Origin of the sequence: Nisaea sp., from assembly GCF_017640745.1 — a bacterium.
Lineage (GTDB): Bacteria > Pseudomonadota > Alphaproteobacteria > Thalassobaculales > Thalassobaculaceae > Nisaea.
Map to the genome: position 1 here is coordinate 151,608 of NZ_JAEPQA010000003.1, position 25,010 is coordinate 176,617.

Consider the following 25,010-nt stretch of genomic DNA (forward strand, 5'->3'; position numbering starts at 1 on the left):
ATGATCAGGGATTAACGACTAGGCCCGGCCGGCGCTTCTGTCCATTGCCGATGCGGCACGGAGAGGGTGCTTGACAGGATGGGAACAAAATAAGAACTTCTGCGCTGAGAGGTGATGGAGAAGGGAGCCTGTCATGGCGAATGGGAAGAGGGTTCGGGAAGGCGAGTGCCTTTGCGGCGCGGTCCGTTTCGAGGTGGCCGGCGATCTCGGCGAAGTCGTCGCCTGTCACTGCAGCATGTGCCGCAAGCAGACCGGACATTTCTGGGCGTCGACCGACGTGCGCAAGGACGCGCTGACGATCACAGAATCGCGCGGTCTCAAATGGTTCCGCTCCAGCCCGGGCATCCGGCGCGGCTTCTGCGGCGAATGCGGCTCGACGATCTTCTTCGACCGCGACGAGGGGCTGTCGATCTCGATCTCCGGCGGTGTGCTGGAAGGAGCCACGGGCGTCGCCACCCGGGCGCACATCTATTGCGCGGACAAGGGCGACTATTACGAGATCGCCGACGGTGTGCCGCAATTTCCGGCGAGCGACCGCTAGAGACGTCTAAGCCGCGGCCGAGACGAACGGATCGAGCGGCACGACATCTTTCCCAGCAACCATCGGCACGCAGTCTTCCGGATAATCCTCGCGGAAGGTGACGCCGGCGGCCTCGGCCCTGTCGAGGAACTCCTCCAGCCGGTCCATGGCGCCGGTCGGCAGGTCGTGCAGCACGATCAGCGTATGGTCCTGCGCTGCGATCTGCTGCAGCGCCGTCTCGACCCAGCCTTCCGGGTCGGCCCAGTCGCGCGGGATCGCGTTCCAGAGCACGCAGCTATAGCCCTTGTCATGCAGGAAATCGACGACCGGAGGGCTCATAAGATGCGGGCCGAGCTTGCCGCCGCCGCCGAACGGGCGGAACAGCTTCACCGTCTCGCCGGTCTTCGCGACCAGCGCGTCGGTGCGTCTCAGTTCCTCGACCGCTTCCGCGCTGTCAGCCATCTGGCCGAGCGGTGTCGTGTGGGTGAAGGTGTGATTGCCGATGCGGTGGCCTTCCGCATGGGCGCGGCGCGCAAGGTCCAGGCGCGCCGGGTCCTCCAGCTTTTCGCCGACAACGAAAAAGGTCGTCTTGAGACCGCGGCGGGCGAGGATGTCCAGAACCCGGGGCGTGACCTCCGGTTCCGGTCCATTGTCGAATGTCAGGGTGAGATCGGGCATACGTGCATTCGGACATTGCAGCGGCGCCCTGTCAACGTGATGACGGATTCCAAACCGAACTCTCTGAAAAAGAACAAGTTTCAAGCTTGGCTGTGCGCGGCGAATCAAATAGTACCGACCGGTAATAATTCGGCTGTATGACAGGGGCATTGCAATGGCTCGGGGACGACCGCGGAAGACCGATCCGGAGGCTGCGCTGCAGGACATCGTGCGGGTGTTCTGGGAAAAGGGTTTCGAAGGAGCTTCGCTGTCGGATCTGACGGCGGCCTCAGGAATGGCCAAGCCGGGCCTCTATGCCGCCTTTGGCGACAAGCAGGCCATGTATGCGAAGGCGCTGACGCATTATTTCAACGGGATCAGCGGATCACCGCTGGCGGACCTCGTCAATTCATCCGATCCACTGCGCGATGTCTTGCGGCGTTATTTTGTCAGCATCGTCGAGACGGCCCGGGATCCGACGACGCCGAGCGGATGCTTTGTTGTGAATTCGCTGATCGAGAGCGGCAGCATGCCGGCGGCGCTGGTCGCCCTCAGCCGGGAGTTCGACCGCAGACGCCGCGACGCGTTCCGCACAAGACTGCGGGCGGCGCAGCAGGCGGGCGAACTCGCGCCCGGGACCGACGCGGACGCTCTGGCCGATTTCTTCTCCAGTCAGGTCCTCGCCCTTGCGGTGATGGTCCGCGCCGATACCGAGTTCGACGCCGTCATGCGTACCATTGATGTGGCGCTGTCGGCGTTGCCGGGACGACCCGCGCCGGATCGTCCCGACTGACGTCGGAGGTTACTCCGCCGCTTCCGCTGCAGTCTCTTCCGACTTCTTCCGGCCGAACAACCTCATCACGAAGACGAAGAAGACCGGCACGAAGAAGACCGCCAGAACCGTCGCCGAAATCATCCCGCCGAGCACGCCGGTGCCGATCGCGTTCTGGCTCGCGGCGCTGGCGCCCGTCGCGATCGCCAGCGGCAGCACGCCGAAGGAGAAGGCGAGGGAGGTCATCAGGATCGGCCGGAAGCGCAGCCGCGCCGCCTCGACGGTGGCATCGAGCAGCGACTGGCCCTCGGCCCGGAGATCCTTGGCGAACTCCACGATCAGGATCGCGTTCTTCGCCGAGAGCCCGATGATCGCGATCAGGCCGACGAGGAAATAGACGTCGTTCGGCATGTCGCGGGCCATTACGGCGGCGACGGAGCCGATGGCCCCGAGCGGCACCACGAGCATGACGGAAAGCGGGATCGACCAGCTCTCGTAGAGCGCCGCCAGCAGAAGGAAGACGAAAAGCACACTGAGGCCGATCAGCAGCGGCGCCTGCGCGCCGGACTGGATCTCCTGCAGCGACTGGCCGGTCCACTCGTAGCCGAAGCCGGGGCCGAGATCGGCGACCAGCCGCTCCATCTCGGCAATCGCCTCGCCGGAGGAATAGCCCGCCGCCGCCTGGCCGCTGATCCGGATCGCCGGATAACCGTTGTAGCCGACCACCTGGGCCGCGCCCTGTTCCCACTCCACGGTCGCGAAGTTGGAGAGCGGCACCATGCCGCCATGGGTGTTGCGCACGGTGAGGTCCAGGATCTCCTCGGTCTTCATGCGGGTCGCCTGTTCCGCCTGGACGGTCACGCGCTGCATGCGCCCGGCATTCGGGAAGTCGTTGACGTATTTCGAGCCGAGATGGGTCGAGATCGTGTTGTTGATGTCGGCGAAGGTGACGCCGAAGGTGTTCGCCTTCTCCCGGTCCACGACGAGATTGATCTGCGGCGCGTCCGGCAGGCCCGAGATCCGCACCCCGGTCAGGATCGGATTCTGCTGCGCCGCCGCCATCAGGCGTCCGGTGCCCTCGACCAGAGCGGTGTGGCCGAGCCCGCCGCGATCCTGCAGGCGGAAATCGAAACCGCTCGAATTGCCGAGGCCGCGGATCGGCGGCGGCGAGAGCGCGAAGACAAGCGCATCCTTGATGCCGAACAGCCGGCCGTTGGTCCGTCCGGCAATGGCGGCCGCCGAGTTTTCCGGTCCGCGCTCGCTCCAGTCTTTCAGCGGAACGAAGGCAATGCCGGCATTCTCGCCGGTACCGGAGAAGCTGAAGCCGGAGACGGTGACGATGGTGTTGACGCCTTCCTGTCCGATGAAGGCGTCCTCGACCTGCTCGATCACGCTGAGCGTCCGGTTGGCGCTCGCCTCCGCCGGAGCCTGGATGTTCACCAGCAGATAGCCCTGGTCCTCGTTCGGAATGAAGGCGCTGGGCAGCTGCACCCAGGCCCAGCCGAGCCCGGCGACGAGGGCGCCGTAGATGATCATGAAGCGCCCGGCGCGGGACGCGATGCGCCCGACGACGGAACTGTAGCCGCGTGCGGTACGGTCGAAGCCCCGGTTAAACCAGCCGAAGAAACCGCGCTTGGCGTGGGAATGCCCGGCCTCGACCGGCTTCAGGAAGCTGGCGCAGAGCGCCGGCGTCAGCGAGAGGGCGAGGAAGCCCGAGAACAGGATCGAGACCACCATGGTCAGGCTGAACTGCTGATAGATCACACCGACGGCACCGGGGAAGAACGCCATCGGCACGAAGACGGCGGTCAGCACCAGCGTGATGCCGACGACGGCGCCGGTGATCTGCTTCATTGCCTTCCGCGTGGCGTCCCGCGGGGAGAGGCCTTCCTCGCTCATGATGCGTTCGACGTTCTCGACCACGACGATGGCGTCGTCCACCAGGATGCCGATGGCGAGCACCATGGCGAACATGGTCAGCACGTTGATCGAAAAGCCGGCCGCGTACATCACCGCGCAGGTGCCGAGCAGGGCGACCGGAACCACGAGGGTCGGGATCACCGTGTAGCGGAAGCTCTGCAGGAAGAGGAACATCACCACGAAGACGAGAGCGATGGCCTCGATCAGTGTGTTCAGCACCTTCTCGATGGAGATCTCGACGAATGGCGCGGTGTTGTAGGGGATCTTGTATTCGACGCTGTCCGGGAAGTAGCGCGCCAGCTCCTCCATCTTCGCCTCGATCGCCTTTGCGGTCTCGAGTGCGTTGCCGTCGGGCGTGAGCTGCACACCCATGGCGGCGGAGGGCTGTCCCTCGAGCCTGGCGGCGGAAGTGTAGGACTCGCCGCCGATCTCGATCCGCGCGACGTCCCGGAGCCGGACCGTGGCACCGCCGATATCGGCCCGGAGCACGATGGCGCCGAATTCCTCCGGTGTCCGGAGCTGTCCTTTTACCAGGACGCTCGCTGCGATCTGCTGGCCGGCCTCGACAGGCTTCGCGCCGATCCGTCCGGCGGCGACCTGGGCGTTCTGCGCCTCGATCGCATTGAGCACATCCTCGGTCGTCAGGCTGAGGCCGAGCATCTTGTCCGGGTCGAGCCAGATCCGCATCGCCTGCTGGGTCGAGAAGAGACGCGTGTTGCCGACCCCGGCAATACGCCGGATCTCGCCTTCGACATTGCGGCTGAGATAGTCGCCGAGCGCGATCTGGTCCATCGTGCCGTCGGTCGAGGTCAGAGTGATGACGAGCAGGAAGCCGGTGCCCGCGCGCTCGATCCGCATGCCCTGCCGGGAGACCGACGAGGGCAGGCGGGCCTCGACACGGCTGATCCGGTTCTGCACCTCGACCTGCGCCTCGGCGACGTCGGTGCCGGGCTCGAAGGTGACGGTGAGGCTGATCTGTCCCGAAGAGTCGGACGTCGACTCGAAATAGAGCAGGCCCGGCACGCCGTTCAGCTCATCCTCGATCGGACGGGTGACGCTCCGGTACATGTCCTCGGGCGTGGCGCCCGGATAGCTGGTGCTGACGGTGATCTGCGGCGGGGCGACGTTCGGATATTGCGCCACGGGCAGGAACGGAATCGCGATCACGCCGGCCAGCATGATGAAGATCGCGACGACCCAGGCGAAGATCGGCCGGTCGATGAAGAAACTTGCCATGATCCCTGTGCCTTACTGCTTGCCGGCTGCGGCTTGCTGTTGCGGTTTCGGCTCCCACGGCTTCGGCGCCACAGGCGCACCCGGACGGACCTTCTGGAAACCTTCCACGACAACCCGCTCGCCGACGACGAGGCCGCTCTCGACGATCCAGCGATTCCCCGTAATGGCGCCGAGCTCGACGTACCGGAGCTCAAGCGTCATGTCGTCCTTCACGACATAAACACGGGCCTTGCCGGCGGTGTCGCGCTGGACCGCCTGCTGCGGGACCGCGACGGCATTGCGCCGGATCCCCTGCTCGATCTGCACCCGGACATACATGCCGGGAAGCAGCGCGTTGTCCGGATTGGGAAATTCGCCGCGGAGCGTGATCTGCCCCGTTGTCGAATCCACGGTGCTTTCCTGGAGGAGAAGGCGGCCGGTCAATGGATAAGGTGCGCCATCGTCGAACTTGAGGCGGATTGTCGCCGCGCCGTCCTCCGAGAGGGAGACATTGCCCGCATTGATGCCTGCGCGAAGGGCGCGGAGCTGCTTGGCGGACTGGGTGAAGTCGGCATAGACCGGGTCAAGCTGGCGGATGATCGCAAGCGGCTCCGTGCTTGTGCTCGCGACCAGCGCGCCTTCGGTCACAAGCGCCCGGCCGATCCGCCCGCCGATCGGTGCCCTGACCTCGGTATATTGCAGGTCGAGTTCGGCTGCCGCGAGGCCGGCCCGCGCCGCCGCGACATCGGCGTCAGCCTGCGCGAGGGCGGCGATCGCATTGTCGAACGTCTGCGCGCTGGAGACTTTCCGCGAGCGCAATTCCTTCTGCCGGTCCGCCTCGAGCCGAGCCTGCTTCTGCACTGCCTCGGCACGGGCCAGCGTGGCGCGTGCGCTGTCGACCTGAACCTTGAACGGGGCCGGATCGATCCGGTAAAGCACGTCGCCCGCCTCGACCACTGCGCCTTGCTGGAAGATCCGCTTGATCACGAGGCCGGAGACCCGCGGACGGACTTCCGCGATCTCCGTCGGGGCGATGCGGCCGGGCAGGTCGTTGACGATCGGAATGTCTTCCGCGGCAACGACGATCGTGCCGACAGGCATTGCGGGCCGCGCCTGCGGTGCAGCCGCCTGTTTGTTCTCCGCAGCCTCGTCGCAGGCGGAGACAAGGAGAATCGCGGAGAGCGCAACGGCAAAGGTCCGAAAGTGCTTTGCGGAAGGCATTGTGTGCTCCTGTAAGGGGGCCGGGTCGATCGCAGGACGGAACGGCCGGTAAGGTTGTCTTGGTGCCCTGATCGGAAACGGAATGTCAGATGGAATCCGTTGCCTCGTCGCAGGGAATTTGTTCGGGTTTCTGATCCACGAGCCAGTGGATCTCGAACATCAGCTTGCGGCGCTCGTCGCTCGGCCATTCATAGAGGCTGAGCCATTCGAGCGCCTTAAGGCCCTCGATGGCGAGGAAGGCCAGCATCGCGCCACGCGGGTTTTCCGAGGTGTCGCGCACGCGGGCCACGCGCCGCGCCATCATTTCGCGCACCGGCGCCCGGAGGTCGGTATCGCCGGCGACAGAGGCGCACAGGCTTAGGGCGACGGCCCGATCCTCGTCCGAAAGCTCGCGGGATTCAGCGATCAGGCGCGCTCGGATCGCCGCATTGGGTTCATTCGGGCCGAGGCGGTTCTGGATCTCCTCGATGCGCGCGTCTTCCGCCGCGATCCGCCGCTCGATCACAGCCTTCATCAGGGCCTGCTTGTTCTTGTAATCGTATAGCACGCTGGCCTTGCTGATGCCGGCCTCGGTCGCCACCGCCTCCAGGGTCATGTAGGCCGCGCCATCGCGCGCCGCGACGGTCTGGGCGGCATCCAGCACGGTTTCTCTGTCGATCGTTCGCGGTCGTCCGACCATTTTCGTTCCGGGTAATTAATTTCCAACCGGACGGAAAATAATTATGGCTTGGCAGAAGTCAACCTTCGCACCTGCAAAAAATGATCCTGGTCACGCCAGGATGTGCCTATTCGGAGAACTTGACCGATAGAACGGGAGAGCGGTGCAGACGGCCCATTCTCCTTGCGCATATACAGCTTCTGCACGGCGGGGGGCGACGTCTAGCGGTAAGGCCTCGAAAGGCCGGGTCCGCATGGAAGCGCAATTTCATTCGGGCCGGTTTTGATCGGCCCGATTTGTCTGATCGCGGCGGTTCAACTTCGGGAATACCGGAATACGAAGTCCACTTTTCCGGAATTGGTATAATTTCTAAATCACACCTGTAAGTTGTTGATCTCGATCATCTTTTGTGCGGGGTGAGGAAGATTTTTGTTATTTTATATGTGGTTAATTTCCAAGTTCATGAAAATTGCGTTAACTAAAATATAAACTTTAGAAACTATTAATGGTAATCGTTGGGATCAACGTCGGGTTGGAGTTCGAGATGGATATTGGCCACGCGTCGCTGAATACCGATGACCGCATTTCCTTCATGCAGATCGATAAGAATGTGCGAGCCCTGCTGCGGGATTTCCGCCCGGTGCTCGATCGGAATCTGAGCGCTATTCTCGACAAGTTTTACGACCATGTGCTGACCGTGCCCCAACTGGCTGAAATGTTCGTGTCGGACGAACGTGTACGGCACGCGCGGGAAGGCCAGAGCAGTCACTGGAAACGTCTTTTTTCCGGGGAGTTCGGAACCGAATACTTCGACTCGATCCAGCGCATCGGGCGCGTTCACAATCGTCTCGGACTTGAACCGCGCTGGTACATCGGCGGCTATGCGGCGGCAACAACTGAACTGCATCGGCTTGCGATCGAGCATTGCATGTCCGGCTGGCGCCGTGATGGCGCGGCGAAGAAAGCGGTGGCGCTGGTGCAGGCGATCGACAAGGCTGTGATGCTCGACATGGACCTCGCCATTTCCGTCTATCTGGAAGAGCAGTCGAACGATTTCCACAAGCGTCTCGAGGCGCTCTCGGATCAGTTCCAGGTCTCGATCACGGGCGTGTCCGACAATCTCATGGAGTCGGCATCCCAGCTCTCCGAAAGATCGGCAAGCATGACCGCGGGGGCGCGCAACTGTCTGGAACTGACCAAGGATGCCTCCCGTGGTGCGGCGCAGGCGAGCGAGAATGTGCAGAGCGTTGCATCCGCCGCCGAGGAACTTTCCGCCTCGATCGGCGAGATCTCGCACCAGCTTTCGGAGTCCAACAAGATCGCGCGCGAGGCCTCCACGGCGGTGGACAACACGAAACTGACGGTGGAAGGGCTTAATCAGGCGGCGGCGAAGATTTCCGGTGTCGTCAGCCTGATCCAGGACATTGCCGAACAGACCAATCTGCTGGCTCTCAATGCCACGATCGAGGCCGCGCGTGCGGGTGAGGCCGGGAAGGGATTCGCCGTCGTCGCTTCCGAGGTGAAGGCTCTGGCCAACCAGACGTCGAGCGCGACGGACGAGATCTCCGAGCAGATTTCCGGCATGCAGCAGGTCGCCGAGGAGACCCGCAACGGGATCGAGAATATTTCGGCCGCGATGGCCAAGGTGGGAGATTCCTCCGCGGCGATTTCCGCCGCCGTCGAGGAGCAGGATGCGGTTACCAGGGAGATATCGCAGAGTGCCGCCGAGGCGCATCGGGGCACGGCCGAAGTGCAACAGGCGGTACGGGCGGCCGAGGAATCCGTCACCAGATCGGCGGAATTGTCGGAAATGGTCTCGGAGTCTGCGTCCTATGTCACCGAACAGGCAGGCGAACTGAAAAGCGAAAGCGGGGACTTCATCGAGAAGATCCGTCGCGCCGACCGGCGCAGCGAAGACCGCAGCGAGCGTTCCGAACCGGTCTCTCTCGAGATTGAAGGCACGGTCTTCGAGGGGAATATGAAGGATCATTCGTCAAAGGGCCTGTCCGTCAGGATGGACACGAGCGGCATCAGAATTGGAGCCACCGGTAAAATTCTCTCCGGATCGTTCGGTCGTGGCGAGAACATCGAGGTCGTCGGAAAAACGCCGGTACAAGTCAGTCTCAAGATCGTTTGACCTGCTTCGTCCCCGAACGTTCGCGTGTTGTCAGAGGCGGTCGAGAAATGGTATCCGCCCGCATCCCGCCAGGCGGTAACGAGGAGCAACGGGTTGGCCGAGCAGCGTGGTCGGGTCGAGCAGAACGTCGAGCCCGAATTCAACGATCCGTCGAAGGAGCGGATCGATGAGGCGGCCCGGCATATCGTTGCTGGCCTGTCTTTCGGGGCGATAGACCCTCGATGCACAGAACTCTGGTTCGCCGACGAGAAGCGCGACCTTCCCGAGCCAAAGCTCCAGTTCCTGCTCGATTACTGGCTTAACCTGCAGGAGACGCTCGGCTGTCTGCCAGGGCGCAAGGATATCGACATTCTCGAACTCAGGCAGGCAATCGGGAACATCATGATGCTCGAGCCCCTGGATGACGGGTTCGACGCACGGTACCGGGTCTATGGCACCGGGATTGCCGACTACGCGGGCAATGACTGGACCGGGCAGACCGTTTCCGACCTTGCGCTGAAGACCGGCACGCCTTCGGCACTGCTCTACCGTGCGTGCTATCTCGCCGCTTACCGGACCTGCCGGCCGATTTACTCCGAACATGTTTCGGCGGCATGGCTCTCGCCGAAGGCGTGGCGCCGCCTCATCCTGCCTTATGGCCGGCGCGAGTCCGGTTGTGACGGCTTCATGGTTGGCAACATTCCCGTCGAGCCGCGAGACATCGGAGACGGAGCCGCGGCACGAAGCCTGATTTACCGGAACCGATAACCGGGTTTTCGGGGCGATCGGCAAGTCGCTGGTCCGCGCCCGGTTGCCTCGGGACGGCTCTTTGTTAGTATCGTTAACAAGATATCCAGAGCCGTCACCTGCCGAACATGCGAGGTCATGAGCGAAGATCTGCTGCCTCCGCCGCCGCAAGCGGACTGGGCCTATTTCCTCGATTTTGACGGAACGCTGGTCGATATCGCGCCCCGTCCCGAGGCGATCCGGGTCTCCGACGGTCTGTCGGAGCTGCTCTCCGCATTCAGCCTTGCCGCCGAAGGGGCTCTCGCTGTGGTCACCGGCCGCAGTCTCGCAGACCTCGACCGTCACCTCGCCCTGCCGCAGGTCGCGGCGGCCGGCGTCCACGGACTGGAACTTCGCGGCGGTACCCGCCCCAATACTCCCGAGCGCACGGCTCTAAAACATGCGCTGACCAAAGTGCGCGCCTCGGCGGAACAACTCGCGACCCGGCACGTTGATCTCCGGATCGAAGACAAGGGGGAAGCCATCGCTGTGCATTACCGGGCCGCGCCGGACCTTGGACCGGAAGTTGTCAAAGCCCTTGCGGTCGCGGTCGCGGAAGCGGGCGACCTGCTGACGCTGCTCCAGGGCAAGATGGTGGTCGAGGTCAAGCCGGCCGTCGCCAACAAGGGGGCCGCGGTCGAAGCCTTCCTGGCGGACGCGCCGTTCGCCGGCAGACGCCCCTGCTTTATCGGCGACGATGTTACCGACGAGGACGGATTCAGGGTGTGCAATGCGCGTGGCGGCATCTCGATCCATGTCGGACCAGCGGACGCCGTCACCGAAGCCCGCTACAGACTGGCCTCGCCGGCAGCCGTCCATGACTGGCTGGCACAACTCCTCGATCGCGAAAGAAGGACCGCTTCATGAGCACGCTCGAACTCGGAATGATCGGAAATTGTGCGATCAGCGCCCTCATTGGCGAAACCGGGACGATCCAGTGGTGTTGTCTGCCGCGCTTTGACGGCGATCCGTTCTTCTCGGCGCTGCTGGCAAATGAAGAACAGGCTGCGGAGCGCGGCTTCTGGCAGGTCGAGATTGCCAATTTCGCCTCCTCCAGCCAACGTTACGAGCGAAACAGCGCGGTCCTCGTTACGACCTTGACCGACCGCGACGGTGCGTCTCTCGATATTGTCGATTTCTGCCCGCGTTTCCGCAACTTCGACCGGATGTTCCATCCGACGATGATCGTGCGTCAGCTCCGGCCGGTTTCCGGCAGCCCGAAGGTCCGGGTTCGGATTCGCCCGACCGTCGATTACGGCTCGGGCCGGCCGACGATCACGCGCGGCTCGAACCATGTCCGCTTCGTCGGGCCGGATCTGACCATGCGCCTGACGACGGATGCGACGATCTCCTACCTGCTCGAGGAGACCTGGTTCCTGCTCGACCAGCCGCTCAGCATGATGCTCGGCCCGGACGAAAGCCTGACCAGTTCATTGGCGGAGACGGCACGGACTTTCCGGGAACGGACGGACAGCTACTGGCGCGAATGGAGCCGCGCGCTCTCCATTCCCTACGAGTGGCAGGACGTTGTCATCCGCTCGGCGATCACACTGAAACTGAGTACCTTCGAGGAAACCGGTGCCATCGTCGCGGCGATGACAACATCGGTGCCGGAGGCGGCGGGCAGCGAACGGAACTGGGACTACCGGCTCTGCTGGCTGCGTGATGCCTATTTCGTCGTTCATGCCCTGAACCGTCTCTCCGCGACCAAGACGCTGGAACGTTATCTCAATTATATCAGCAACATCGCCGTGAATGTCGGGAGCGAGGACCTGCAGCCGCTCTACGGCCTCTCGCTCGCGCACAAACTCGACGAGTTCACCGTCGAGGGACTTGCCGGATATCGCGGCAACGGGCCGGTCCGGGTCGGCAACGCGGCCTATACGCAGATCCAGAACGACGTCTACGGCGCGGTCATCCTCGCGGCGGCGCAGAGTTTCTTCGACAGCCGGATCGGCCGTCCCGGGAACGAAGATCTCTACCGCGAGCTTGCCAAGCTCGGACAGATGGCGGTGCAGAAATTCGACAAGCCGGATGCCGGGATCTGGGAGCTCAGGACCATCGCCTCGGTCCACACCTTTTCGGCACTGATGTGCTGGGCGGCTGCGGACCGGCTTGGCCGCATCGCGGACAGGATTGGTCATTCGGCGGAAGCGGCGGCCTGGCGCCAGCATGCTTCGGAAATGCGCCGCCGCATCATGGAAGAGGCCTGGAACGAGGAGCTCGGCAGCTACGTCTCCACCTTCGGCGGCGACCAGATGGATGCGAGCCTGCTGCTCATGCATGAGCTCGGCTTTCATGACGGCAAGGACCCGCGCTTCGTCGGCACGGTGGCGATGATCGAGAAGCAGCTCCGCAAGGGAGATCATCTCTTCCGCTACATCGCGCCGGACGATTTCGGCGTGCCCGAAACCGCGTTCAACGTCTGCACCTTCTGGTTCATCGAGGCGTTGGCGGTCACCGGGCGCGAAGCCGAGGCGCGGGAGATGTTCGGGGGCATCCTTGCCTGCCGCAACAAGCTCGGGCTGCTTTCCGAGGATGTCGATCCGGAAACCGGCGAGCTCTGGGGCAATTTCCCGCAGACCTATTCCATGGTCGGCATGATCAAATGCGCCATGCGTCTCAGCCGGAAATGGGAGGATGCGTTTTGAGCCGTCTCGTTGTCGTCTCCAACAGGGTTGCGCCGGTCGAGGAGGGCAAGGCATCCGCCGGCGGGCTCTCCGTCGCGGTCGAGGAAGCCTTCGCGAAGACGGAAGGGCTCTGGTTCGGCTGGAACGGGAAGATCGAGAATAACGGGCCGATCCGCGTCACGGTCGAGGAAGGCAAGCGGTTCGCCCGCGCGACCATGCCGCTCTCCCGCAAGGACTACAATGATTTCTATGTCGGCTATGCCAACTCGACGCTGTGGCCGCTGCTGCATTACCGGCTGAACGTGATGCAGTATTCGAGGGCCCATGCCGAAGGCTACCGGCGGGTCAACGAACTCTATGCGAACCATCTGGCGCCGTTGCTGAGGCCGGACGATCTGATCTGGGTGCACGACTACCATCTCTTCGTGCTCGGCCGGGAACTGAAGCGCATGGGGCTGGAGAACCGTATGGGGTTCTTCCTGCACACCCCGTTTCCGCCGCCGGACATGCTCCGTGCCTGCAGCGAGCACGAGGAGATCGTCCGCGCGCTGTTCGACTACGACGTCATCGGCTTCCAGACCGAAAATGACGCCCGCAACCTCTTGGAATATGTCCGCCGGCTCAGCGGCGGCACGGTGCGCGGCAACCGGGCGACCGCATTCGGCAAGACCGCGCGGGTGCAGGCCTTTCCCATTTCCATCCGCCCGGACGAGATGGCGGAGGCGGCTGAGAAGGCCATGCGTTCGAACCGGGCGCGGCAGCTCGTGCGGTCGCTCGGCGGCAAGCAGCTGATCATCGGTGTCGAGCGGCTGGATTATTCCAAGGGCCTCGACAAGCGCTTCGCGAGCTACGAGCGTCTGTTGACGAATTATCCGGAAAATCGCGGCAGCGTGACGCTCATGCAGATCGCGCCGCCGTCCCGCGGCGATGTCCAGAGCTACCGCGAAATCAGGCAGGTGCTTGAAGGTATGGCGGGGCATATCAACGGGCAGTTCGCCGAGTTCGACTGGGTGCCGATCCGGTACCTGAACAAGAGCTACCGCCGCGATGTGCTGGCCGGTTTCTTCCGCATCGCTCAGGTCGGCTATGTCACACCTCTGCGCGACGGGATGAACCTCGTGGCAAAGGAATATGTCGCCTCCCAGGATCCAGTTGATCCCGGCGTGCTCGTGCTCTCCGAGTTTGCCGGCGCCGCGGCCGAACTCGACGGTGCCGTCATCGTGAATCCGTTCGACGAGGAAGGCATGATGGAGGGCCTGCAGACGGCCCTGCGGATGCCGCTCGGCGACCGCATCGAACGCTACCAGTCGATGATGGCGGTCCTGCGAAAGAACGACCTGCAGAACTGGCGCCGTCGCTTTCTCGAGGCCTTGCGCGGGGCGTGACCGGTCAGCTTTGCGGAATGCGCAGACGCGCGCGGTCGATCGGGTGCTCCCAGTCGCAGCCCGAGATCAGCTGAGCCGCGATCCAGCCCCAGTCGTCGGAGGATTTTGCGCCCTTGCCGTTGCCGCCGACGGCCACCGCGATCCGGTCGTCCAGCACGTGATCGATGTATGGCAGACCGGTCGCGGTCCAGGTCACGGCGCAGCTCCGGCTGTGCCAGTCCCGGCATTCGGCGAGACGCGGCATGAGGTCGAGCAGGAAGCTCCGGAACCGGATCCGGTTCTCCTCGATGCCGTCGGCCTTGAACCAGTGTTGCAGATCGTCGAGGGAACGGAGGTTTGGGTCTTCCACCGATCCGATGCCGATCTTGAGGTAGGTGTGTCCGTCCGGATAGCGGATCGGCGGCAGCAGATAGGCACCGCTTTCGGCGTGTCCCATGGTTGGCATCGCTGCGAAATGTTCGCTAAGCTCGCCGTCGATGCGGGCCAGCAAAACGGTGCGTCCGAAGACCCGCAGTCTGAGGTCCGTCGGCGAGAGCCCGCAGGCGTCGGTGAAGGCACCCGTGGCGACCAGCGCCTTTTCGGCGCGGCGAACCGCGCCGCTGTCGGTCTCGATTTCGACGCCGCCGGAAGTGGCCCTAAGTCCGGTCACACGCCGGCGGTCGATTTCCGCGCCGCGTTTGCGTGCCGCTTCCGTCTGTGCCGCGACCATGGCGCGCGGACTGACATGGCCGGCATTCCGGTCTTCATGCAGGCCGGAGCTTGCGTCGGGGAGGGAGAGAAAGGGAAACCGTGACCGGATCTCGGACGCGTCGAACCGCTTCAGATCCGCTCCGAGGGCGCGGCCGGCGCTCTCGGCCCGGTCCAGATAATCCGAGCTGCCGGTTGAAATGCCGAGATAGCCCGAATTGGTGAAGAACGGGATCCCGCTCTCGGCTTCGATCTCCCCGTAGCGTTCGATGGAGCGTTTCGATGTGACGGCCCAGTCCGGATCCCCATCCGAGATCCGGGTCATCCTGCCTTCGTCGTAATGGCTCGCAAAGACGCCGTCATGCGCGGCGTAGTTCGCCGGCTCGTCCGGGCCGATCAGGACGATCCCGTCCGTCATGCTGGCGAGGTGGCGGGCGGCGGCGCTGCCGATCATGCCGCGTCCGATCACGGCGATCCTGTCCATGTATGTCTCCTATCCGAGCGCGTGGCTGGCAAGCCCGAAGATGCGGGCGGGACCGCTTGGCGGCGTCCAGCCGCCGCGGACCATGACCGGCGACGCGCCGACATCTTCCAGGCCGGCCGTTTGAAGGTATTCGATCAGTGTGGAGGCGTCTGCCGGGCAGTCGATCCTGACAAAGCCCGGCCGGGCGAGGGTTCTGAAGAGGGCAAGCGCATCGTCCTCCGTTGCCGCGACGAGCGGACCGATGACGGTGCCGCGGCCGAAGGCGCGGGCCATCGCGTATCCGCTGATCTGCCCGTTCTCGGTCAGGACCGCCACGCTGCCGGTTTCGGCGAGGTCGCGCAGCATGTCGCCTCTAAGGGCACCGAAAGCTGCGGCGTCGATTTCCGCGATTTCCTCGATTGCGCCGGCAGCGACTCTCGAAATGCGCGGATCCTGAATTGGGTCGCCCGTGTAGGTGCCCTGATACTGCACCGACCGGTCGAACGCGGCGAAACCGAGTTTCTCATAGAGCGGCAGCCCCGCTTCGGTCGCAAGCAGGACGATCGGCCTCGGCGAGACATCCTCGAGGAGGGTCTCGACCAGACGTCGTCCGATACCGCGTCCCTGGGCCTCCGGCGCGACGATCACGAGACCGATCCTTGCGAGGGTGTCGTCGAACGTCCACCAGAGGCCGGTGGCGAGCGCGCGACCTCCCTTTTCGTCCCGCGCGATCCGGCCGCCTCCGAGGCGGATGAACTGGGCGATATCCTCGCGCCGGTGGGGCCAGGCGACGGCGCGGACCAGTTCCATGATCCGGTCGAGATCGGCCATGCGCACGGGATCGAAGGAGGACTCCCGGCCGGTCATTGCCGCTGCTCCCGTGTGCGGACGCGCTTCATGACCTCGGCCGGGTCGCCGAAATGCCGGTCGAGTTCGCCCAGGACTTCCTCGAGTTCTGCCGTCCGGATCAGCTCGGCGAGCCGGAAATGCTCGTCGGCGAGATCCCTGCTGCTGCGGTAGCCGCCCATCAGGCGATGCAGGCAGAGTCGGGTTTCCGTCTGGACGGAGGCATAGCTTCGCGAGAGCCGTTTGCTACCCGCTCCGTCGACCAGAGCCTTGTGGAACTCGAAATCGAGGTCGCCGCCGGAAACCCGGTCGCCGGACTTCATCGCCTTGTCCATCTGCCGGGCGATGCGGTTCAGTTCATCGGCCGTTCTCACACGGCCTCCGCTCTCGTAAATCTTCCGGATGGCCGTCGTCTCAAGCGCAGCGCGCACGAAGAAGAGATCGCGCAGATCCTCCTCGCCGACCTCCGTCACGAAGACCCCGCGATGCGGCTCGCTCCGCAGGAGACCTTCCTGGACCAGTCTCTGCATCGCTTCGCGCAGCGGGCCGCGGCTCACGCCGAAGGCGAGCGCGATCTCGGTCTCCAGAAGCTGGCTGCCGCCCTCGTAGGTTCCTTCAAGGATGCCGGCGCGGAGCCGGTCCGCGATCTGTGTCGGAAGCGTGACCCGCTCGATGCGCTGTGAGGCCGCCATGCCTAGAGGCCCAACAGGGCGGGCAGGCCGCCGAGATCGGGGATCGCCTGGTAGCCATAGGCCGGATTGCCCGGACCGTGCCCGCGCTCGACGAAAACGCGCCGCCCGATCCTGAGATCGCTCGCCGACATCAGGTCGTACCGCAGGCTGGAGGAAACATGCATGAAATGCTCCGGGCCACAGCCGAGCGTGTCGAACATGTACTCGAAAGCCTGGAGGCGCGGTTTGTAGGCCTGGGCCTGCTCGGCGGTCAGGATCGCGTGGAACGGCGCTCCGAGCAGGTCGACATTGGACTGGATCTGGCTGTCGGCGGCGTTGGACAGGATGACGAGCGGAAGCTTCCCGGCGACCCGGGCGAGGGGCGCCGGAACATCCGGGTGCGGGCCCCAGGTCGGCACCGCCTCGACGATGGCATCGGCATCTTCCGGTTGGAATGCTAGTCCCCAACGTTCGCAAGTACGCTCGAGGGCCCTGTGCAGAACCTCCGGATAGGGCTTCCAGTCGCCGAGAACCTCGTCGAATCGGTATGCGGTGAAATCCTCCAGAAAGGCTGGCATGGAGGCAGCGTCGACATGCTGCTCGAAGCGCAGGCGGGTAACGTCGCCGACCCGGAAATTCGTGAGTGTTCCGTAACAGTCGAACGAGATGTAGCGGATATCGGCAGAAGGCATTTCGTGTCCTGACAGGGGATCGTTTCAGGGAAGATCGGTCTCATTTGTTGGATTGTCAACAATATGACAAACAACGCCCTGAGAAGTCTGAAAGCGCTTCGCCGCGTGCTTCCAAAGCGCGAAATTCCGGCGCAATTCGCTCAGGCGTTCAGGTCTTGTTAGGAAATCCGCGATAGAAAAGGCCAGGCTTCCCGGAGCCCTCCGGAAATGCCCATGCGCGCACCGTCGGTGATGGTGTCTTCAACGAGTATGGATAGCGTGCCGATGGTATCTGTTTCCTTGCCAATGAGCTTCCAACATCGTGCTTTGCTGCCCGGTTGCATTCATATGGGGCTTGTTTTTCTGTCGATCGCTGCCTTGCTGGTGCTGAACACAGGTAGAGTCTCGGCGGAAACGATCCGGATGACCGGCATGACCGTCGATGGTGCCGTCCATGAAGTCACTCTCGATGAAATCGACGAAACCGGAACCATCGAGGAAGTCGTCTACAATCCCTATGAAAAGGGAAAAGTCCGCTACTCCGGCGTTCTGTTGGACAAACTTGTCGCGCGGTTCGCAGACCCCTCTGTTACGACAGTCCGCATGACGGCGATCGACGATTACCGAACGGTTTTCGAAAAGGCCGAATGGCAGAAGTTCAGGATCCTCTTCGTCACCCGGCGGAAAGGCGAGCGCTTCGGGCTTGAGAAAAAGGGGCCGGCCCGGATCGTCTATCCGGATTTCGACGCCGAGAAGGAGATTTACCAGGTCAATCTGCCGAAATGGATGTGGATGATTCAGGAGATCAAGTTCGAGTGACTCCGCGCCGCTACCTGACAATCCTGCTGATCGGCGCGGTCTCTCTCATTGCCATCGGCGCCTATTTTTATCGGGAAGTGAACCGCATCCCGGTGCGCATCGCCGAGTCCGACGAGACGATGCTGAAGACGGACTCGATGCGGCATGTCTTCAAGGTCACCCTGCTGAACGGTCGCGCCTACGAGGCTTACCTGAGTTACATTCATACAGGGAACCCGGATGAGCTGAAGAAGGCGGTCAATTTCAGCAAGGCGTCCATCGGGTTCGCGGCCAGCGCCTATATTGATGACGATGCTCTCAAGTCGCGTGTAATTCCTATCATCCGGCGCAATCTGGAGATCACCGAGTCCATTTCGACCCCCGAAGAGGCCGCCAGCCATCTCGCTCATTTCGAGCAGAACATGGCCGACGTCTATCGCGAGACCGAACATATCGAGCAGGATATCTGGGTTTCGTTCCTGGAAGACTTCGTGCGCTTTCAGACCGGTGAGAAGCGGGCTCTGATTGCCTACAAGTTCTCCGCCGCCCTGGCGGGCGCGATCCTCTTGATCATGCTGTTCTTCTTTTTCAGGCAGCGCTCGCTGATCCGAATCATCGAGGCGCGCGAGCACGACCTTGAGGAATTGATCGAACTGCGGAACGAAGAGCTTAATCTGCTGCGCGAGACCCAGGCGGCGGCGGAAGCGGCCGACCGGGCAAAAACCGAATTCCTGGCGCTGATGAGCCACGAGTTGCGTACCCCGCTGAATGCCATCGTCGGTTTTTCGGAGATCGTCAAACGCGGAGACCAGAAATGGGTTTCGCATGAAAAGACGACCGAATACGCGGCGGCAATCCACAGCGCGAGCATGCACTTGCTGCATGTCATCAATGACATCCTTGATCTGGCGAAGATCGAGGCGGGGCAGATTCAGCTCGACGAGAGCCAGATCGAGCTGTCCAGGCTGATCCAGCGCGCCGAGCTGCTGATCCGGCAGCGTGCCCAGGAGAAGGGCCAGATCTTGCGTGCCGATCTGGACCCATCATTGCCGATGCTGATCGCTGACGAGCGTCTGGTGTTCCAGATCCTCATCAATCTCCTCACGAACGCCGTTAAATTCACCGGACAGCGTGGCGAGATCGTTGCCTTCGCCGCTCTCTCGGGTGACGGTGGTCTCGATCTCGGCGTGCGGGATAACGGCATCGGGATCGAGGAAGCGGACCTTACCAAGGTCATGCAGCCGTTTGGCCAGTTGCGGCAGAACAGCTCTGTCACGCATGAAGGAACCGGGCTCGGCCTGCCGCTGTCGAGACGCTTCGCCGAGCTGCACGAGGCATCGGTCTCTATCGAAAGCCGGGTCGGCGAGGGGACGACCGTTACGGTGCATTTCCCTGCCTCGCGCGTCGTCGAACGTCCTGTCGTCTTAAACGAACCGGTTGCTGCGGAAAGCCTCTGACCCGGGCCGGTAGGGCTGTATTCTCCCGCCGCGTTGCGGTGGAAGGAGTCGAACAGCCCGGCTGGGACCGGGCTGTTCGCAACGCAGCTTCGGGGAGTCGACCCTTATTTCGGGCCTTCCCATTCGTCCATGATTGCGTGCTTCATGGCGCGTTTCTCGGAGCTGGAAGCCTTCCAGTTGTTGTTGATCGCGGCGCCTTCCCAGGACCCGTAGGTCGGGTTGGCGAACATGATCCACTGCTTGCCCCACATGGCCTGGTACTTCTTGTAGGTCTCGAGGCGCTCGGACGGTGAGCCGCCCACATTCTCGTCGGTGAAGTCGCCGAGATTGTCGCCGAGCTGCAGCAGTACGCGGTAGTTGGCAACGACGGCCTCACGCCGGGGCGTCTTGTTCGAGGACTTCCATTCCTCCTTCTCGCCGCGCACCAGCACCACGTCCGTATCCTCGTCGACCGGATAGCCGAATTTCTTCAGGTTGGCACGGGTGGCAGCTTCCTCGTGCTCCTTGCGGTTGGAGACGTAGATCACTTTCACGCCCTTGGATACGGCGTACTTGGTGAATTCGAGCGAGCCCGGGATGACGCGCGAGGTCTGGCTCTCGACGAACGGCGTCCAGGTCTTGGAGCTGTAATACTTGTCTTTCTCGACGATCCAGGCCTGGTACGGCGAGTTGTCGAGCACGGTCTCGTCGATATCGAGGATCACCGCCGGCGGTTTCGACTGATAGTCGCCGGTCTGCTCGAGCGCGGCGGTCCAGCTCTTGTCGGCCAGCGCCTGATCGAGGCGGACCATGGCGAGCTGGTAGAGCGCATAGGCATTGGCCTTGTATTCGACCGCATTCTGCATCCAGTAGGTCGCATTCAGGCCGTCATTGGCGGGGATGTCTTCGGCTTGGGCGGTTGCGGCGCCGAAGGTGAGGAACACGGCAGCGGCGCCCGCCAGCGCCGTATTTCTGAAATGACGTTGCATCGTGAAGCCCTTTCGCTGTCCGGGGCCGGAAGCCGTTCATCGCCTCCGGGCGGAGGCATGCTGTCACATAAGCGCAATATTTTACCAGCGGGTTTAATCTTCGCGCGGCCGTGCCCGGCTTGCTCCTTTCCGCATTTGGCGCAAAGCTTCCGGCTCAGTGGCTGTGGAGGGATTGCGAGATGGCAGAAATCGAAACCGTGTCCTTCACCCAGATGAAGGACGGGACGAAGGAGGACTACGAACTCCTGGAGCGGCTCGAAGAGCCATATCGGGCGGGAACGGCCGATCGTCTGCTTGCGGAGCTCGCGGCGCAGGCGGACGATACGCTCGCCGGCTACAAGATCACCCGGCTCGAACACGGCCTGCAGTCCGCGACACGGGCGCGGCGCGACGGTGCCGACACCGACTGGGTCGTAGCAGCTTTGCTGCACGATATCGGGGACCGCCTGGCGCCGCAGAACCATGACCGGATGGCGGCGGAAATTCTACGTCCGTTCGTCCGGGAGGAAGTGGCCTGGGTGGTGGAGCACCATGGCCTGTTCCAGTCCTACTATTACGGGCATCACTACGGCTGGGACCGCGATGCGCGGGATCGCTTCAGAGACCATCCCTGCTACGCGAGCTGCGCCGATTTCTGCGAGCGTTGGGACCAGTCAAGTTTCGATCCGGATTACCAGAGCGACCCTTTGGACTCCTTCGTCGGGGATGTGCGCGCGGTTTTTGCCCGCAAGGCCTATGATCCGGCCGTCATCCGGGCCGGAGAGGTCACCGGACTGCCAGCGACAATCTGACCAATGGTGGAAAGCTCGTCACACCCCCACGTCATGTCAGCCGGCCGAGAGACGGATGGAACAATTTAGATGATCAGGCATTGGCTTCTGTAGATCCCTTTACTGAATACTGAAAGGATACGCCGAGATGGCTAAGAAAAAGACGCTGACGAACCTTCAGAAGGCGCTGAGCATGGAACTGACCGCAGCGCATCAGTATCAGCTGCATGCCCATGTTCTGGACGATTGGGGGATCGATCTTCTGGCGGCCCAGATGCGCGAGGAAATGCAGGAAGAACTCGGTCACTCCGATGCCTTCATCGAACGCATCATGTTCCTCAAGGGCGATGCCGAGCTGAAGTTCGACAAGACCCCGGCCCGCGCGCAGAGCCTGAAGGACATGTTCCAGGCCGATCTGGATGACGAGAAGGGCGCGATCAAATTCTATACCGAGGCGGCCACGCAGGCTCAGGAAGAGGGCGATATCGGCTCGCGCGTGCTGTTCGAGAAGATCGCGCTAGACGAGGAAGGCCACATGTCCTGGCTTGAGCTGCAGCTCGACCTGATCGGCCGCATGGGCGAGCCGGCCTACATCGCCAAGCATATATCGGTTCCGGGATCGAATTCCGACGAAGGATAGGACGCAGCATTCCGCCGGTCGTCGCCTTCTCACTGCTGTCGTTAACAGGCGGTTAGGAATACATAGTTAATCTGGGTCTAAAGGGCCCCGCGTGCCTGTGGTGCGCGGGGCCGTTCCTATTATTATGATACGCGTGTGGATCCCGAGACCCGGTCCAGAATGCAGGAAAACCTTACAGTGGGCGGCAAATATCCCTTGCCCGGGAGCGGCGGCAGGCAGCCTGGATCTGGCCGGGGCGGAGCGCGCATGACGGTTGCCCTTGTGGCTGTCACGATGTTGCTCGTCCTTGGGGCGGATATCTATTTCGTCGCCCGTCAAAATGCCGAGAACGAAAACCGGCATGTCGAGATCCTGACCTCCGAAACGCAGGAAGCGGCGAACGCGCTGGCGCAGTTCATCACGGAACGCCAGCGGATGATCGAAACCTTCGCCATCGACAATGAGGACCTGCTTGCCGAGTACGCCCAAGCGGTGGACGACGAGAGGCTCCGAAGCCGGATCGATGGGCGTCTGGAGCGCTGGTTTCCCGGCTATTTCACTTTCACTTTGGCGAATACGGAGGGAGTGGACATCGTCGACGATCTGGAGGGGTTCGTCGGCGCCGCCTGTCAGCAGAACATCAAGACCTATCTATCCCGCCTGTTCGGGACCGGCCTGGATGCCAGCTACGAAACCGTCATTCATCCCCAGGCACATAACTACCACTTCGATGTCATGGCGCCGTGGCGCAGCAGCGAGGAATTGAACGGGGTCTTCTTCGTCAGTTTCTATCCCGACATTCTGCAATCCCTGATCAAGTCGTATCAGAGTCCCGGTCATAAGCTGGTCCTGATCCACCGGGATCGCGATCATCTCATCGAGGTCAGCGCAGAGGGCACGCGGGATGTCTTCGGAGCGCATCGCGATATCACGATGAGTGCCGAGGAGATCGCCGAAATCAGGGCGATCCGGGACATCCCAGGTTCGCTCTGGCGTCTGGTGGGATATGTCGAGCCCGGCCTGGTTGCCCGCGAGAATGCGGAGAACTGGCGGATTGCCGCACTCTTCGCGCTGTTCGTGCTGGCCGCCGGCGGCCTCAGTCTGGCAAAGATTCTGTCGCTCGATCGTGCGCAGGCACGTGCCTGGTCGGACCTGAATATATCCAACAAACATCTGGCGGAGATGGCGAAGGCCCAGACTGCGCTGCGCGAGGCGGCGGAGAGCGGGGAGAAGGCGAAAGCGCAGTTCCTCGCGTCGATGAGCCATGAAATCCGCACACCGCTCAACGCGATCATCGGCCTGACGGACCTCACTCTCAAGACCGATCTTTCCGAGCATCAGCGCGACCATCTCACGCGTGTCGCACGTGCCGGCCGCTCTTTGCTCGGCCTGATCAACGACATTCTGGACTTCTCCAAGATCGAGGCAGGAAAGCTGCAGATCGAGTCGGTCGAGTTCGACCTCGATGAGGTGCTCGAAAATCTCGCGACCGTCGTCAGCACAAAGATCGAGGAAAATGCCAACGAACTGGTGATTGCGGTCGACAGGAACATTCCGTCCGCGCTTTGCGGCGATCCGCTGCGTCTGGGACAGGTCCTGATCAACCTTGTCGGCAATGCCGCAAAATTCACCCAGCGCGGCGAGATCGTCGTCGATGTGGCGCGGGCGGTCGAGGACGAACGGGAATGGCTGAAGTTTTCGGTGCGCGACAGCGGCATCGGCATGACCGAGGCGCAGGTGGAACGACTGTTCCGGCCGTTCACGCAGGCCGACCAGTCGGTGACCAGGACCCATGGCGGGACCGGGCTCGGTCTCAGCATCTCGCGCGAACTGGTGGAGGCCATGGGCGGCACCATCGGGGTGGAAAGCGTCCCGGGAGAGGGCAGCCATTTCTTCTTCCGCGTCCCGTACGAGCCGGTCGAAGGAGCGGTGCCGCGGCGCGGCTTCGAAGGCATCGATCCGCGGGCGACGAGGGTCCTCGTGGTCGATGACAATCGCGTGGTGCGCGAGACCCTGAGAGAGGCTCTATCCAGTCTCCGCTTCAAGGTCGATGTGGCAGAGTCCGGCGCGGAAGCCTTGGACATGTACCGGAAGGCTCAGACGCTGGCGCCCTATTCGGTCGTTCTCATGGACTGGCGGATGCCGGAAATCGACGGGATCGAAACCATCCGCCGCATCCAGTCGGAGAACGCGGAGCGGCAAATGCCCGCGATCATCATGGTCTCCGCGGAAGACATGCAGGCAATCGCGGGCGAGCTCAAGGTGCTCGGTGTCGCGCATTTCGTCCAGAAGCCGATCAATACGTCCTTCCTGATCGACACGATGATGGCGTTCTTCGAGACCGGCTCGGATCGGCGCCCGGTCCATGCGCGTCTGCGGGCGGAGAGCAGCGACCCGCGCGCGGCGTCCGCCGGCATCCATCTGCTTCTCGCCGAGGATGTCGAGCTGAACCGCATGGTCGCTCTCGGCGTGCTCCAGAACGCGGGCATGACGGCGGATGTGGCGGAGAACGGAAAGCAGGTTCTCGAGATCCTGGAACGGGAGGGCCCGGACAGATATGCCGCCGTCCTGATGGATATCGAGATGCCGGAGATGGACGGTCTGACGGCGACTCGAAAGATCCGCAGCGAGCTGGGTTTCACGGACCTGCCGGTGATCGCCATGACGGCGCATGCCCTTGCCGAGGAGCGGGAGCGCTGCCGGGAAGCCGGAATGGACGCGCATATCAGCAAACCCTTCGAGGCTGCAGAGCTCATCTCGACGATCAACAGATTCGCTGCGAAATCCCGTGCCGGGGGGATGGAGCCCGGTGAGGGCGCGGTCGACCTGGATCTGGAAGAGGTCACCGCACGCCTGATGCTGCCGCGGGAGACAATCGTCCGGTTGCTGGCAAAGTTCCGAACCGATTATGACGGGTGCCCGGCGGACCTGAAACGGTTGCTTGATCGGGGTGAGGTGGAAGAGGCGCGGCGGCTGATGCATTCGGTAAAAGGCGTGGCTTCTTCGCTCGGCCTTGGCGCGGTGAGCCGGGTCGCCGAAGAGATCGAGCAGGGGCTCGAAGGCGGGGCTGGCCGACCGAATCCGGCGGACCTCGAAAGATTCGAGGATGCACATGCGCAGACCATGCGCGCGATTTCTCGCGAACTTCAGCTTCGCGAGCCGGAGCCCGACCGCGCCTGA

21 protein-coding genes are annotated in these 25,010 nt (G+C 62.9%); 12 read left to right on the forward strand and 9 right to left on the reverse strand.

What is annotated here, in order from left to right; all coding sequences use genetic code 11:
- Nucleotides 1-133 precede the first annotated feature (133 nt).
- Nucleotides 134-541 (forward strand): GFA family protein, encoded by a 408-nt coding sequence (locus JJ959_RS03870; RefSeq protein ID WP_292879953.1) that lies wholly within the window; start codon nucleotides 134-136, stop codon nucleotides 539-541.
- A 6-nt stretch (nucleotides 542-547) separates the two neighbouring features.
- Here the strand turns inward: JJ959_RS03870 and JJ959_RS03875 are convergent, their stop codons facing one another.
- The gene (locus JJ959_RS03875; protein WP_292879954.1) at nucleotides 548-1,198 is read right to left on the reverse strand and encodes a polysaccharide deacetylase family protein; all 651 of its coding nucleotides are present in this window, start codon (nucleotides 1,196-1,198) and stop codon (nucleotides 548-550) included.
- Between the two features lie 154 nt (nucleotides 1,199-1,352).
- Between JJ959_RS03875 and JJ959_RS03880 the strand changes: the two genes are divergently transcribed.
- Complete coding sequence (locus tag JJ959_RS03880) at nucleotides 1,353-1,970, forward strand: TetR/AcrR family transcriptional regulator (protein ID WP_292879955.1); 618 nt, start codon at nucleotides 1,353-1,355, stop codon at nucleotides 1,968-1,970.
- A 9-nt stretch (nucleotides 1,971-1,979) separates the two neighbouring features.
- On the opposite strand, the gene JJ959_RS03885 is transcribed toward JJ959_RS03880, so the two are convergent.
- The 3 genes from JJ959_RS03885 to JJ959_RS03895 all read right to left on the reverse strand — a co-directional run bounded on the left by JJ959_RS03885 (nucleotide 1,980) and on the right by JJ959_RS03895 (nucleotide 6,984).
- Entirely contained in the window at nucleotides 1,980-5,105 is a 3,126-nt protein-coding gene (locus JJ959_RS03885; protein WP_292879956.1) for an efflux RND transporter permease subunit, read from the reverse strand.
- Between the two features lie 12 nt (nucleotides 5,106-5,117).
- Complete coding sequence (locus JJ959_RS03890; protein WP_292879957.1) at nucleotides 5,118-6,305, reverse strand: efflux RND transporter periplasmic adaptor subunit; 1,188 nt, start codon at nucleotides 6,303-6,305, stop codon at nucleotides 5,118-5,120.
- A gap of 85 nt (nucleotides 6,306-6,390) precedes the next feature.
- Nucleotides 6,391-6,984: a TetR/AcrR family transcriptional regulator gene (locus JJ959_RS03895; protein WP_292879958.1), complete on the reverse strand. Its 594-nt coding sequence runs from the start codon at nucleotides 6,982-6,984 to the stop codon at nucleotides 6,391-6,393.
- Between the two features lie 523 nt (nucleotides 6,985-7,507).
- On the opposite strand from JJ959_RS03895, the gene JJ959_RS03900 reads away from it, so the two are divergent.
- The 5 genes from JJ959_RS03900 to JJ959_RS03920 all read left to right on the forward strand — a co-directional run bounded on the left by JJ959_RS03900 (nucleotide 7,508) and on the right by JJ959_RS03920 (nucleotide 13,880).
- Nucleotides 7,508-9,100: a protoglobin domain-containing protein gene (locus tag JJ959_RS03900; RefSeq protein WP_292879959.1), complete on the forward strand. Its 1,593-nt coding sequence runs from the start codon at nucleotides 7,508-7,510 to the stop codon at nucleotides 9,098-9,100.
- A 93-nt stretch (nucleotides 9,101-9,193) separates the two neighbouring features.
- A complete protein-coding gene (locus JJ959_RS03905) occupies nucleotides 9,194-9,847 on the forward strand; it encodes a PAS domain-containing protein (protein ID WP_292879960.1) in 654 nt (217 codons plus the stop codon).
- Nucleotides 9,848-9,964: 117 nt separating this feature from the next.
- Nucleotides 9,965-10,732: a trehalose-phosphatase gene (gene otsB, locus JJ959_RS03910; RefSeq protein ID WP_292879961.1), complete on the forward strand. Its 768-nt coding sequence runs from the start codon at nucleotides 9,965-9,967 to the stop codon at nucleotides 10,730-10,732.
- Entirely contained in the window at nucleotides 10,729-12,516 is a 1,788-nt protein-coding gene (locus JJ959_RS03915; RefSeq protein ID WP_292879962.1) for a glycoside hydrolase family 15 protein, read from the forward strand. Before otsB ends, JJ959_RS03915 begins: the two co-directional genes overlap by 4 nt.
- A complete protein-coding gene (locus tag JJ959_RS03920) occupies nucleotides 12,513-13,880 on the forward strand; it encodes a trehalose-6-phosphate synthase (RefSeq protein WP_292879963.1) in 1,368 nt (455 codons plus the stop codon). The genes JJ959_RS03915 and JJ959_RS03920 overlap by 4 nt, the downstream gene beginning before the upstream one ends.
- A gap of 4 nt (nucleotides 13,881-13,884) precedes the next feature.
- On the opposite strand, the gene JJ959_RS03925 is transcribed toward JJ959_RS03920, so the two are convergent.
- The 4 genes from JJ959_RS03925 to JJ959_RS03940 are packed head-to-tail and all read right to left on the reverse strand — an operon-like array spanning nucleotide 13,885 to nucleotide 17,239.
- Nucleotides 13,885-15,051, reverse strand: coding sequence for an FAD-dependent oxidoreductase (locus JJ959_RS03925; protein WP_292879964.1), 1,167 nt, complete (start codon nucleotides 15,049-15,051; stop codon nucleotides 13,885-13,887).
- A gap of 9 nt (nucleotides 15,052-15,060) precedes the next feature.
- The gene (locus JJ959_RS03930; RefSeq protein ID WP_292879965.1) at nucleotides 15,061-15,897 is read right to left on the reverse strand and encodes a GNAT family N-acetyltransferase; all 837 of its coding nucleotides are present in this window, start codon (nucleotides 15,895-15,897) and stop codon (nucleotides 15,061-15,063) included.
- Nucleotides 15,894-16,568 carry a GntR family transcriptional regulator gene (locus JJ959_RS03935; RefSeq protein WP_292879966.1) on the reverse strand — a complete coding sequence of 225 codons (675 nt, stop codon included), beginning with the start codon at nucleotides 16,566-16,568 and terminating at the stop codon, nucleotides 15,894-15,896. The genes JJ959_RS03930 and JJ959_RS03935 overlap by 4 nt, the downstream gene beginning before the upstream one ends.
- A 2-nt stretch (nucleotides 16,569-16,570) precedes the next feature.
- Entirely contained in the window at nucleotides 16,571-17,239 is a 669-nt protein-coding gene (locus JJ959_RS03940; RefSeq protein ID WP_292879967.1) for a haloacid dehalogenase type II, read from the reverse strand.
- A 213-nt stretch (nucleotides 17,240-17,452) separates the two neighbouring features.
- Between JJ959_RS03940 and JJ959_RS03945 the strand changes: the two genes are divergently transcribed.
- Both JJ959_RS03945 and JJ959_RS03950 read left to right on the forward strand, forming a co-directional pair.
- Nucleotides 17,453-18,037, forward strand: a complete 585-nt coding sequence (locus JJ959_RS03945) for a hypothetical protein (RefSeq protein ID WP_292879968.1) — start codon at nucleotides 17,453-17,455, stop codon at nucleotides 18,035-18,037.
- A complete protein-coding gene (locus tag JJ959_RS03950; protein ID WP_292879969.1) occupies nucleotides 18,034-19,473 on the forward strand; it encodes a HAMP domain-containing sensor histidine kinase in 1,440 nt (479 codons plus the stop codon). Before JJ959_RS03945 ends, JJ959_RS03950 begins: the two co-directional genes overlap by 4 nt.
- 104 nt (nucleotides 19,474-19,577) lie before the next feature.
- On the opposite strand, the gene JJ959_RS03955 is transcribed toward JJ959_RS03950, so the two are convergent.
- On the reverse strand, nucleotides 19,578-20,441 hold the full coding sequence (locus tag JJ959_RS03955) for an HAD family acid phosphatase (protein ID WP_292879970.1): 864 nt from the start codon (nucleotides 20,439-20,441) through the stop codon (nucleotides 19,578-19,580).
- A 179-nt stretch (nucleotides 20,442-20,620) separates the two neighbouring features.
- On the opposite strand from JJ959_RS03955, the gene JJ959_RS03960 reads away from it, so the two are divergent.
- From JJ959_RS03960 to JJ959_RS03970, 3 genes are all read left to right on the forward strand, one after another.
- A complete protein-coding gene (locus tag JJ959_RS03960; RefSeq protein ID WP_292879971.1) occupies nucleotides 20,621-21,232 on the forward strand; it encodes an HD domain-containing protein in 612 nt (203 codons plus the stop codon).
- A 127-nt stretch (nucleotides 21,233-21,359) separates the two neighbouring features.
- A complete protein-coding gene (locus JJ959_RS03965; RefSeq protein WP_292879972.1) occupies nucleotides 21,360-21,851 on the forward strand; it encodes a bacterioferritin in 492 nt (163 codons plus the stop codon).
- Nucleotides 21,852-22,097: 246 nt separating this feature from the next.
- On the forward strand, nucleotides 22,098-25,010 hold the full coding sequence (locus tag JJ959_RS03970) for a hybrid sensor histidine kinase/response regulator (protein WP_292879973.1): 2,913 nt from the start codon (nucleotides 22,098-22,100) through the stop codon (nucleotides 25,008-25,010).

Coding starts and splice junctions, on each gene's coding strand:
- JJ959_RS03870 (WP_292879953.1), top strand. CDS start 134: ATGGCGAATGGGAAGAGGGTTCGGGAAGGCGAGTGCCTTTGCGGCGCG.
- JJ959_RS03875 (WP_292879954.1), bottom strand. CDS start 1,198: ATGCCCGATCTCACCCTGACATTCGACAATGGACCGGAACCGGAGGTC.
- JJ959_RS03880 (WP_292879955.1), top strand. CDS start 1,353: ATGGCTCGGGGACGACCGCGGAAGACCGATCCGGAGGCTGCGCTGCAG.
- JJ959_RS03885 (WP_292879956.1), bottom strand. CDS start 5,105: ATGGCAAGTTTCTTCATCGACCGGCCGATCTTCGCCTGGGTCGTCGCG.
- JJ959_RS03890 (WP_292879957.1), bottom strand. CDS start 6,305: ATGCCTTCCGCAAAGCACTTTCGGACCTTTGCCGTTGCGCTCTCCGCG.
- JJ959_RS03895 (WP_292879958.1), bottom strand. CDS start 6,984: ATGGTCGGACGACCGCGAACGATCGACAGAGAAACCGTGCTGGATGCC.
- JJ959_RS03900 (WP_292879959.1), top strand. CDS start 7,508: ATGGATATTGGCCACGCGTCGCTGAATACCGATGACCGCATTTCCTTC.
- otsB (WP_292879961.1), top strand. CDS start 9,965: ATGAGCGAAGATCTGCTGCCTCCGCCGCCGCAAGCGGACTGGGCCTAT.
- JJ959_RS03915 (WP_292879962.1), top strand. CDS start 10,729: ATGAGCACGCTCGAACTCGGAATGATCGGAAATTGTGCGATCAGCGCC.
- JJ959_RS03925 (WP_292879964.1), bottom strand. CDS start 15,051: ATGGACAGGATCGCCGTGATCGGACGCGGCATGATCGGCAGCGCCGCC.
- JJ959_RS03930 (WP_292879965.1), bottom strand. CDS start 15,897: ATGACCGGCCGGGAGTCCTCCTTCGATCCCGTGCGCATGGCCGATCTC.
- JJ959_RS03935 (WP_292879966.1), bottom strand. CDS start 16,568: ATGGCGGCCTCACAGCGCATCGAGCGGGTCACGCTTCCGACACAGATC.
- JJ959_RS03940 (WP_292879967.1), bottom strand. CDS start 17,239: ATGCCTTCTGCCGATATCCGCTACATCTCGTTCGACTGTTACGGAACA.
- JJ959_RS03945 (WP_292879968.1), top strand. CDS start 17,453: ATGCGCGCACCGTCGGTGATGGTGTCTTCAACGAGTATGGATAGCGTG.
- JJ959_RS03955 (WP_292879970.1), bottom strand. CDS start 20,441: ATGCAACGTCATTTCAGAAATACGGCGCTGGCGGGCGCCGCTGCCGTG.
- JJ959_RS03960 (WP_292879971.1), top strand. CDS start 20,621: ATGGCAGAAATCGAAACCGTGTCCTTCACCCAGATGAAGGACGGGACG.
- JJ959_RS03965 (WP_292879972.1), top strand. CDS start 21,360: ATGGCTAAGAAAAAGACGCTGACGAACCTTCAGAAGGCGCTGAGCATG.
- JJ959_RS03970 (WP_292879973.1), top strand. CDS start 22,098: ATGACGGTTGCCCTTGTGGCTGTCACGATGTTGCTCGTCCTTGGGGCG.